At 37.1% G+C, this 9,825-nt stretch carries 9 protein-coding genes; 4 read left to right on the top strand and 5 right to left on the bottom strand.

Annotation, left to right across the window (positions count from 1 at the left end; translation table 11 throughout):
• The first annotated feature begins 392 nt into the window (after window positions 1-392).
• Complete coding sequence (locus tag KO495_RS16955) at window positions 393-1,634, top strand: malic enzyme-like NAD(P)-binding protein (protein ID WP_215981596.1); 1,242 nt, start codon at window positions 393-395, stop codon at window positions 1,632-1,634.
• Between the two features lie 136 nt (window positions 1,635-1,770).
• Window positions 1,771-2,178: a hypothetical protein gene (locus KO495_RS16950; protein WP_215981595.1), complete on the top strand. Its 408-nt coding sequence runs from the start codon at window positions 1,771-1,773 to the stop codon at window positions 2,176-2,178.
• Window positions 2,179-2,211: 33 nt separating this feature from the next.
• On the opposite strand, the gene KO495_RS16945 is transcribed toward KO495_RS16950, so the two are convergent.
• From KO495_RS16945 to KO495_RS16935, 3 genes are all read right to left on the bottom strand, one after another.
• Window positions 2,212-2,706 carry a histidine phosphatase family protein gene (locus KO495_RS16945; protein WP_215981594.1) on the bottom strand — a complete coding sequence of 165 codons (495 nt, stop codon included), beginning with the start codon at window positions 2,704-2,706 and terminating at the stop codon, window positions 2,212-2,214.
• A gap of 96 nt (window positions 2,707-2,802) precedes the next feature.
• Window positions 2,803-4,233, bottom strand: coding sequence for a Si-specific NAD(P)(+) transhydrogenase (sthA, locus tag KO495_RS16940; RefSeq protein ID WP_215981593.1), 1,431 nt, complete (start codon window positions 4,231-4,233; stop codon window positions 2,803-2,805).
• Between the two features lie 85 nt (window positions 4,234-4,318).
• Window positions 4,319-5,437, bottom strand: coding sequence for a fatty acid desaturase (locus KO495_RS16935; protein ID WP_215981592.1), 1,119 nt, complete (start codon window positions 5,435-5,437; stop codon window positions 4,319-4,321).
• Window positions 5,438-5,689: 252 nt separating this feature from the next.
• Here KO495_RS16935 and fabR point away from each other — a divergent pair, with 252 nt between their 5' ends.
• Window positions 5,690-6,316 (top strand): HTH-type transcriptional repressor FabR, encoded by a 627-nt coding sequence (gene fabR / locus KO495_RS16930; RefSeq protein WP_215981591.1) that lies wholly within the window; start codon window positions 5,690-5,692, stop codon window positions 6,314-6,316.
• 43 nt (window positions 6,317-6,359) lie between these two features.
• Here fabR and trmA read toward each other — a convergent pair whose 3' ends face one another.
• A complete protein-coding gene (gene trmA / locus KO495_RS16925; protein WP_215981590.1) occupies window positions 6,360-7,454 on the bottom strand; it encodes a tRNA (uridine(54)-C5)-methyltransferase TrmA in 1,095 nt (364 codons plus the stop codon).
• Window positions 7,455-7,668: 214 nt separating this feature from the next.
• Here trmA and KO495_RS16920 point away from each other — a divergent pair, with 214 nt between their 5' ends.
• Complete coding sequence (locus KO495_RS16920) at window positions 7,669-8,919, top strand: DUF5610 domain-containing protein (protein ID WP_215981589.1); 1,251 nt, start codon at window positions 7,669-7,671, stop codon at window positions 8,917-8,919.
• Between the two features lie 137 nt (window positions 8,920-9,056).
• Here KO495_RS16920 and KO495_RS16915 read toward each other — a convergent pair whose 3' ends face one another.
• Entirely contained in the window at window positions 9,057-9,521 is a 465-nt protein-coding gene (locus KO495_RS16915) for an RNA-binding protein (RefSeq protein ID WP_215981588.1), read from the bottom strand.
• Window positions 9,522-9,825: the final 304 nt, after the last annotated feature.

Raw genomic sequence — 9,825 nt, 5'->3', positions numbered from 1 at the left:
GAGCTCAGGTTAAATAACCACCCGAGATAATAAATTCATCAGAGTGGTTATTTATTCACTTACCTTTTAAAGACAAAGCGTTAAAAAGTCTCACCATTTATTTCACTTATCTGAGTAAGTTATTGCTTATTCCTACCGTTCTAAACACAAGAGGTAACCTTCCTCCTTTACTGACGGAATATTTAGCCGGAAATAGTCAATATTTATAATATTAATGTGTGTTTAAGTCTTAATAAGCTTACATTCTATATAGCCGCTAGCAATTTTATATAGTTAAACAACCTTGTATTTCCTTAGTTGATTGCAATACCATTGATTTTGTAGAAATAAATAACAATAAAAATACGTCTATACTTTTATCCACAACAAAACTAACGCATTAGGAAACATTTATGACTGATTTTCGTCAGCAAGCACTTGATTATCACGCTTTACCCACACCAGGAAAAATTTGTGTTGCGCTTACTACCGCAGCTGAAACAAGTGAAGATTTGTCACTGGCATATAGTCCAGGTGTTGCTGAGCCTGTAAGAGAAATAGCGGCTAACCCTGATGATGTTTATAAATATACTGCAAAAGGTAATACCGTTGCGGTTATTTCAAATGGTACTGCAATTTTAGGTTTAGGTAACTTGGGGCCAATGGCCTCTAAACCAGTGATGGAAGGTAAAGCACTATTATTTAAGCGCTTTGCCAACATTGACTCGTTTGATATCCAGGTTAAACATAAAACAGTTGAAGACTTTGTTAACACTGTTGCTAACATTGCCGATAGTTTTGGTGGTATCAATTTAGAAGATATTAAAGCCCCAGAATGTTTTGCGATAGAAAAGGCACTTATTGAGCGTTGTAAGATTCCTGTATTTCATGATGACCAGCATGGCACCGCTATTGTAACTGCTGCAGGCATGATGAATGCGTTAGATATTCAAGGCAAAGATATCAAGCAAGCAAATATTGTTTGTTTAGGAGCTGGGGCAGCAGCAATTGCTTGTATGGAGCTGTTAATTAAGTGTGGTGCACAACGTGAAAAAATCTATATGCTAGATACTAAAGGTATTGTGCATACGCGTCGAGATGATTTAAACGAATATAAAAAGCTCTTTGCTAATAATACTGATAAGCGTACTTTAGATGATGCCATCACTGGAGCTGACGTTTTTGTTGGGGTTTCAGGACCTAACTTATTAAGTGCAGAACAAGTTAAATTAATGGCGGATAATCCTGTTATTTTTGCTTGTTCAAACCCTGACCCTGAAATCACACCAGAATTGGCGCTCGCCGCACGAGATGATGTCATTATTGCAACGGGTCGTTCTGACTATCCTAATCAGGTAAATAATGTTTTATGCTTTCCGTTCATTTTCCGTGGTGCACTAGATGTACGTGCGCGTACTATTAATGATGAAATGAAAATTGCAGCAGTCCATGCGATAAGAGCATTGGCAAAAGAGCCTGTACCGCAAGAGGTTTTACAAGCCAGTGGTACAACTGAGTTAACTTTTGGTAAAAATTATATTATTCCTAAACCAATGGACTCTAGGTTATGTGCTGCTGTTGCAAAAGCGGTAGCACAAGCAGCCGTTGATTCAGGTGTTGCAGCACTCGAAATGCCTGAAAATTATATGAGCTAATCATGTAAACTAATTTGATTAGTGCGCTATAAACCAAGTTTTAATATGAGTTATAGTGCTTATTATTAGAATTAACCTTAAGACCATGCTTTAATAAAGCGTGGTCTTTTTATAGGTAAACTACTCGGTGTTAACTATGGATAAAAAACGTTATTGGTTGGCTGCTGTAATGGCGGGAGTACTTTTATCTTCATGCTCCAATGAGGAAAGTGCAATAATGAATAATCAAAATACTGCTCAGCTTAAAGCCGGCCAGCATCAAGCGTTAATAAGTGAGGATGCCAAGGATGAATGGCAGCAAGTTACTGTTATATTTAATGACTTTGAAGGTGGCTTTTACGGTTTAGTAACACTAAATGGAGATAATTTATTACCTCTTAATTTACCTAAAGAGTATCAAGTTAAAGGAACTAAATTAAAAGTTAAAGGCAAACCCATCGAAGATATGATGACAACCGTGCAGTGGGGTACAGTGTTTAATATTACTGATTTTGAAGTTGTTACATTAGGCAAGGATACTCAAAATAAAGGTATTGTAGAGTAGTTGTTGTAAGTATCTGTACTTTATTTATAGAAGCTATTTACATTGCAGTGGCTGTTTTAATACCGTCAATATCATTTCATTGTTAATAAACTGAATTTGGTAAAGCATTTGGTAATTATCTTCGCTCAATTTAGCCACTTTTTTACCCGTCAATAACTCAACCAGTTTAGGTGTGGTATTACTATGACCAACAATAAGACTACTTTGTTGCTGCTGTTTTAGTTGAAAAGCAAAGTCGGCTAAATTTTTCGGACTGTAGTGCTTAACGCTAAGGTTGCTTTGCATTGCGAATGGAGTAGCTGTTTGTAAAGTACGCTGGTAGGAAGTGCTGTAAACTTTGTTAATACCAGTTTCGCTGAGCATAGTGGCTAATTGTTTTGCTCGAAATAGGCCGCATGAGGTTAGCGAAGGGTTATCTTTATCACTTTGTTTTTCCGCGTGACGAACTAAATATAATGAAAAGTCGTTATCACTATAAGCACTCAAACTAAAAGATAAGCTCACAAGCAATAATATCAATTTCATCATAATGTTAAGTCGTTAGTAGCTGGATATACGTTGCTTATTATGAAAAGAGCTTCTATCACATTAAGCAACGTCGAAATTTTTACTATTATTTAACGGTTAGAAAAGGCGATTTAAACCATTTAATGCCGCTACCCTAAATGCTTCAGCCATTGTTGGGTAGTTAAAAGTGGTTTCAACAAAGTACTCGATGGTATTTCCGCCATTTTTTTGCTGCATAATCGCTTGTCCAATATGAATGATTTCAGCAGCGTTCTCGCCAAAACAATGAATTCCTAAAATTTCTTTGGTTTCTCTATGGAAAAGAATTTTTAAAGAGCCAACTAAGTTATTGGATATTTGTGCTCTTGCTAAATGCTTGAATTGAGCGCGGCCAACTTCGTAAGGAATTTTTGCTTCGGTTAGCTCTTGTTCCGTTTTACCTACTGAACTAATTTCTGGAATGGTATAAATACCTGTCGGTATGTCGACAATTAATTGCGCGTTACTAGTATTGTCGAGCATAGACAAAGCAGCAATACGCCCTTGATCAAAGGCCGCACTTGCTAAACTAGGGTAGCCAATAACATCACCAACGGCATATATATTATCAACTTCTGTTTGGTAACCACTATTAACTTTCAGCTGTCCTCGACCATCGGCTTTTAATCCAGCAGCAGGCAAATTTAAATCCGCAGTATTACCTGTTCTACCATTAGCGAATAACAGTAAATCAGCGCGCATTTTTTTGCCTGAATCTAAATGCACAACCACAGCATCGTCGGTCGCTTCCACACTTTCTATTTGTTCACCATGACGAATAACAACACCGTTATTCCATAAGTGATAACTTAAAGAGTCAGACATTTCAGCATCTAAAAATGAAAGTAAGCGATCGCGGGTGTTAATTAAATCCACCTTAACCCCTAAGCCTCTAAAAATTGAAGCGTATTCACTGCCTATAACCCCAGCACCATAAATAATGACGTGGTTAGGCGCATGACTTAGCGATAAAATACTATCTGAGTCGTACACTCTTGGGTGTTTAAAGTCGATATCGGCTGGACGATAAGGTCTTGAACCTGTGGCAATAACAATTTTTTCGGCAGTTATGATTTCAGTTGAACCGTCAGGGCGTAAAATATTAATTGTATTTTTATCTATAAACGATGCTTCACCTGAAATGTGTTCAACGTGATTGCGATGATAAAAGCCACTACGTAAATTAACTTGTTTGCGAATAACCGCAGAGGCATGACTAAGAATATCTTGAAAAGTAAGTTGCTTGCTTTGGTTATTCTGACTGAATAACGGGTTTGCATTGTATTCAATGAGTCGGCTAACCGATTGACGAAGCGCTTTAGAAGGAATTGTGCCCCAATGAGTACAACCCCCACCTACCTCATGGTAGCGCTCAATAATCGCGACCTTTTTTTGATGCTTGGCTAGGTTCATTGCTGCCCCTTCACCGCCAGGGCCTGTGCCAATGATAATTACGTCGTAGTCAAAAGTGATCGGCGTATTATTTTTCTTAGAATTAGTTTTTGCCAAAAGATATACCTCAAGTCCTGCATGATACAAAAATTTTAGCAGGAATTGAGGGAAATGGTAATAGAGTTAATCTATTCTGTTGATGTTAAGCAAGTTTCTGCGTTAATAAGTGCCAACTTTTACGTTGTTCAACTAAACGATCTTTTAACTCTTGGTATTGAGTCATCAGCTCTGACTTTTCAACATCGGCAATCACTTGCTCACGTTTAGCAGCAATAAGTGCCTTTCTCACTTGATAATAAGCATTTAATTTTTTAATTAATACATCATACTCTTGTTGTAAGTACGCAATACTTTGCTCAGCATTAGGACAAGTAATTAATTTTGCTTTTGTTTGCTTTAATGTCATCGCTAGTCGCGATTTTTCTATTTTGTCTTCTGAAACTGTACGTAGCTTAGTTGTTAGCCCTAGCCATTGGCAGCTTTTTATTAGCCACTTAGTTGGGTCGAAATGCCACCAACGAATACCGTTGCGGTAATCGTTTTCAAAAATATGGTGGTAATTATGATAACCCTCACCAAAGGTTAACAAAGCTAAAAAGCCATTATCGCGTGCCGTGTTTTTATCGGTGTAAGTTTGCTTACCCCAAATGTGTGCTAGCGAGTTAATGAAAAAAGTGGTGTGATGATTCATAACAAGTCTAAATACGCCCAGTAATAACAAGCTATTAATCATATTGCCATGCCATAAACCAAAAGCGATAGGAATACCAAAATTCATCAGTAACGCGAGTGGTACATAGTACTTGTGCTGCCACATAACAATACCATCTTTTTTAAGATCGCGAACGTTAGTGTAATCACTGTAGCGATCTTCTTGGTATCTTCTGCACATCCAACCGATATGAGAAAACCAAAAACCTCTTTTAGCCGAGTAGGGGTCTTTATCATTATTATCGACATGCTTGTGATGAACACGATGATCAGATGACCAATGTAATATGCTATTTTGCAAGGCGAATGCACCACCTAAAGCAAAAATGAGTCGTAAACTCCAATGTGCTTGGTAGGCTTTGTGAGCCCAAAGACGGTGATAACCTGCGGTAATTGACATGCCGCAATAGATAAAACAAACAATAGCAGCGGTTATTTCTGTTATATCAAAACCATGTGTTATAGCTCTGTAAGGTACAACAATAGCGGCAAATAAAAAGGTTACAGCAAAAATAGTAACATTCAGCCAGATAATAGCGGGTTTTTTCATTAGGTTCTCTTTTAATAAATTAACGACAGCTATTGTGGTTAAATTTCACTGTGCAATTTGAGTTTTACGAATTTTAATAAATCTTCACATTTAAGCGTACACTTGTACGCTGTTTATGGTAGTTTAGCTTTCTTGTCGGTCCAGTCAAGTACCTTCTGTAAATTTCTTTAGAAAAGAGCCAACTGACAAGTTGTCATTATTACAGTATGATAATTGCTATTAATTCGATATTTTGTAAACAGAGTAATCACTATGAGTGGTGTTAGAGCACAACAAAAAGAAAAAACTCGCAGGCTATTAATTGATGCGGCTTTAAACCAACTCAGTGCAGAGCGCAGTTTTTCTAATTTAAGTTTACGAGAAGTAGCGAAAGAGGCTGGCTTAGCGCCAACGTCTTTTTATCGACATTTTTCTGATATGGATGAATTAGGGCTAACATTAGTTGATGAAGCAGGATTAACGTTACGACAACTTATGCGCCAAGCCAGACAGCGTATTGCTAAAGGTGGCTCGGTTATTCAAATATCGGTACAAACATTTATGGAACTTATTGAAAGTAACGGTAATATTTTTCGTTTATTATTGCGTGAACGTTCAGGAACTTCTGCGGCATTTCGTGCTGCGGTAATTCGTGAAATTCGTTACTTTACTATGGAGTTGCGTGACTATTTACAACAAGCTAACCAACTTGATGCCGAAGTTGCCTACATGCAAGCGAATGCTGCGGTAACTATTGTTTTTAGCGCGGGGTCTGACGCATTAGATATTGATGATAAAAATGAGCGTGAACAATTAGCTCAACAAACCATTCAGCAATTAAGATTTATTGCTCGTGGCGCCGCGGAGTTAAGTGATAGACGTAAAGCAGGTAAGAAATAGCCTGCTTTATTTTTGCAAAAATCACTTTTATATCTGCTGATAGTTATTTTTTAGTTAGTATTACACCAACCTCAATATGGTGGGTATAAGGGAACTGATCAAATAACGCGTATTTATCTACCTTGTGCGTAGTTGTTAATAAAGCTAAATTTTCTTTGAGCGTTTCAGGGTTACATGAAATGTAAATTACTTTTTCAAAGCGTCTAACGAGCTCGACACTATCTTTATCTAAACCCGCTCTTGGCGGATCTACTAATACGGTATCGTAATTATAAGCGGTTAGGTCAAACCCCTCTAAACGTCTAAATTGACGTTCACCATTCATTGCCTGACTAAACTCTTCACTCGACATTCTTACAATATCGATATTATCGATGCCGTTTTTCTCAATATTAATTTGCGCTGAGCGAACTGATGTTTTTGATATTTCAGTCCCTAATACACGTGTGAAGTTTTCAGCAAGTGCAATACTAAAGTTACCATTACCGCAATACAGCTCAATTAAGTCACCTGTTGAGTCTTTAGTTGCTTGTTGTGCCCACAATAACATTTGTTCATTTACCTGCGCATTAGGCTGTGTGAAGCTATTTTCTACTTGCTGGTAAATGAATGTTTTATTGCCAACGTTAAGTGATTCCATAACGTAATCTTTATCAACAATAATTTTTTGCTTTTTAGCTCTTCCAATAATATCCACAGGAGCAATTGCAGAGAGCTCTACTTTAAGTGCTTTCGCAGCTTGCTCCCAACTTTTTTCTAAAGGCTTGTGGTAAAGTAAACTAATTAATAGCTCGCCACTTAAAGTCGATAAAAAATCTACTTGAAACAGTTTATATCTCAGGTCTTGATTATCTTTAATTGCAGTAATTAAACCTTTCATTGCTTTATTAATTAATTCGCTAGCAACGGGAAAGTCATCAACACGAAACTTTTCTTTAGTTTCACTGTTAAACATAATGTAATAAAGATCATCACCTTGATGCCACACTCTAAATTCAGCACGTTGACGGTAATTAAGCGGCTGTGATGGATAAACTTCGGCAACAGGCATAGTAAAGTGACTAAACAGTTCGGCCATATCTTGTTGTTTGTTTGATAACTGCTCAGGGTAATTATCGGGGTGGATATGACTAAACATAGTATTGCCTTTTGAAATAGAGTGATAAAGAGATAACAGCGCGAATTCTACTATCGCGATGATTTTTGTCTAGCCTTAATGTGCATTGAACACTAATCAAGTAATGTATAACAATATAGCCAACTTTTATTGCTTAACTTTTGTACATTGTTGCCGATAAGCTAATATAGACTGAGCTATTAACTTTAGGGTTAATTCACATTAAGGCAGCATTATGACAAAGTTAAACGATCTACTACACTCTATTAATCAGCGAACTATACCTAATCGAGCTGACAGCCTTAAGAGTAAAAACCAAACTAGTATAGCAGAGCAAGGCAACGAACCTATTCGCCACACTGGAAAAGGTCGGGCAATATTTGATCTGCAAGCGATTAAAAGTTTAGGCAAAAGTGGCTTTGCCGCAAAAGTAATGTATCAATCAATTTTCTCTCATTTTTCTTCATCAACCAATGATACCGCTATTACTCGTAATCAAAACCTCGCAGATATAGATTTAGCGAAAGCAGAGCAAGAAAGTGCAGGCTCGTTATTTGACTTTGAAGAAGTGGCTAAAAATGTCATGGCTTTTATTGGTTCGACAATTCTCTCCGCTAAATCAAGAGATGTCGGTGATGAAAAGCTCACTGAGTTATTTGATCAAGCGCGATCTGGCGTGGAACAAGGAATTGGCGATGCACTTGAAGTGCTAAAAGATAGTGAATCGTTAACAGAAGATATAGAAACAGGTATCGAGAAAAGCAGAGATCTTATTAATACAAAAATTGATGAGTTACATCAGCAGGTATTTGCGCCAGAAGAAGCAATAGAAAATATTTTATCTACTAACGAGTCATCTATTTCTAAGTCTCAAACCAGTAGCGTAAGTATTGTCACTGCAGAAGGGGATCGTATCAATATTGACTTTAGTGCTTCCCAAGGAAAAAACATTAATGAGCAATCATCATCAAATAGTTACCAAGTCGAACAAACTTTTTACAGCGAACGTAATTTTTCGTATAGCGTAGAAGGAGATTTAAATGATGATGAAAAAGCAGCGCTTGGCCAATTAATTGAAGAGGTTAGGGAGGTTCAACATCAATTCTTTACAGGAGATATTGAAAAGGCCTTTGAAAAGGCTACTGAGCTTAATGTTGAGTCTTCACAAATTGCTAGCTTTAGCATGAACCTAACTCAGCAAACATCAGTAAGTCAAAAGTATTCCGAAGTTGCGAATAATCAGAGTGAAGCAAGTGTAGATAATACGGATAAGCGTAAAGGGTTAGCCCAACAACTTAAACCTGCTATCGACTTTATGAAACAGTTCCAGCAGTTGCAACAGCAAGCAGAGCAATTACTCTCTCCAGCTGAAAGTAATATTAATAAATTTTATGATGCCATTATTAAGGCTGACTTTATAGCTCAACCTAGTCATACATTAGAAGGGCAATTAACACGTTGGCACAATATACTTGAGCAGTTATAGATTTCCAGTAAAGCTAAGTAGTCAGCTCATATAACGTATAAAGCAATATTCAGAGCGAGACAAAATAAAAAGAAAGGCCGTTAATATTACTATTAACGGCCTTTTATATAATGACAACCTTATGGTTGTGTTTAAATTTACTCGCTACGTTCAGGACGCTCTTTCGCTTCACGTACCTTCAAAGTGCGTTGTTGAAATTCAGTATCATTCAATGCTGAAATCGCAACATCTAAATCTTTAGTTGCCATTTCAACAAAACCAAAACCACGACGTTTACCGGTATGTTTATCTTTCATTAAACGTACTGATAGCACAGTACCGTAGTCAGCAAATAATTCTCTTACAGTGGTTTCATTTGCGCGGTAAGGTAAATTACCTACATAAAGAGTTTTCACATCTTCATTAGCAGGGAGACCAGTATTCCCGGTCGAAGAAGTGCTTGATGATGTTGCACCACCAATTAAAGGAGCAACAAAAGCACTAACAAAGGCAATGGCTGCGATTAACACAGGCGTTACAGGAGATAAAGCAATTGTAAGGACATAAGCGATAACTGCAAAAGCTGCAGCAATGATCACTGTGATTAGTTGAGGAGATTTCATAAATGGATACCTAATTATTATTGTAGAAATACGATTTGTATATTTTTATATAGTTGGATAACTCTAAATAGCAATTCTATGTTACCGAGCTTTTTCTAATGTGCAACTATTCAGGCGTAAAAATTATGCAATTTATACACTATATAAGTAAAAGGTAGACCAAAAAGAAATAAATGGCTGGTTAAATGCTCAATTCGTGGTAATTATCAGCGAACAGTCATTAAAATGAAAATAACCCTTGCGCATTCAAGTTAGCTCTCTATAATGCGCTCCAGTTCCAAGGGGTTCAGCCAAAAAGAAGCCT

It is taken from the genome of Colwellia sp. D2M02 (genome assembly GCF_018860755.1).
In the GTDB taxonomy this organism is placed as follows: Bacteria; Pseudomonadota; Gammaproteobacteria; order Enterobacterales; family Alteromonadaceae; genus Colwellia; species Colwellia asteriadis.
This window is presented reverse-complemented; position numbering and strand designations above follow the sequence as displayed.

What these genes read in the sequence shown, in the direction of transcription:
- KO495_RS16955 (WP_215981596.1), top strand. Translation starts at nt 393, where the DNA reads ATGACTGATTTTCGTCAGCAAGCACTTGATTATCACGCTTTACCCACA.
- KO495_RS16950 (WP_215981595.1), top strand. Translation starts at nt 1,771, where the DNA reads ATGGATAAAAAACGTTATTGGTTGGCTGCTGTAATGGCGGGAGTACTT.
- KO495_RS16945 (WP_215981594.1), bottom strand. Translation starts at nt 2,706, where the DNA reads ATGATGAAATTGATATTATTGCTTGTGAGCTTATCTTTTAGTTTGAGT.
- KO495_RS16935 (WP_215981592.1), bottom strand. Translation starts at nt 5,437, where the DNA reads ATGAAAAAACCCGCTATTATCTGGCTGAATGTTACTATTTTTGCTGTA.
- fabR (WP_215981591.1), top strand. Translation starts at nt 5,690, where the DNA reads ATGAGTGGTGTTAGAGCACAACAAAAAGAAAAAACTCGCAGGCTATTA.
- trmA (WP_215981590.1), bottom strand. Translation starts at nt 7,454, where the DNA reads ATGTTTAGTCATATCCACCCCGATAATTACCCTGAGCAGTTATCAAAC.
- KO495_RS16920 (WP_215981589.1), top strand. Translation starts at nt 7,669, where the DNA reads ATGACAAAGTTAAACGATCTACTACACTCTATTAATCAGCGAACTATA.
- KO495_RS16915 (WP_215981588.1), bottom strand. Translation starts at nt 9,521, where the DNA reads ATGAAATCTCCTCAACTAATCACAGTGATCATTGCTGCAGCTTTTGCA.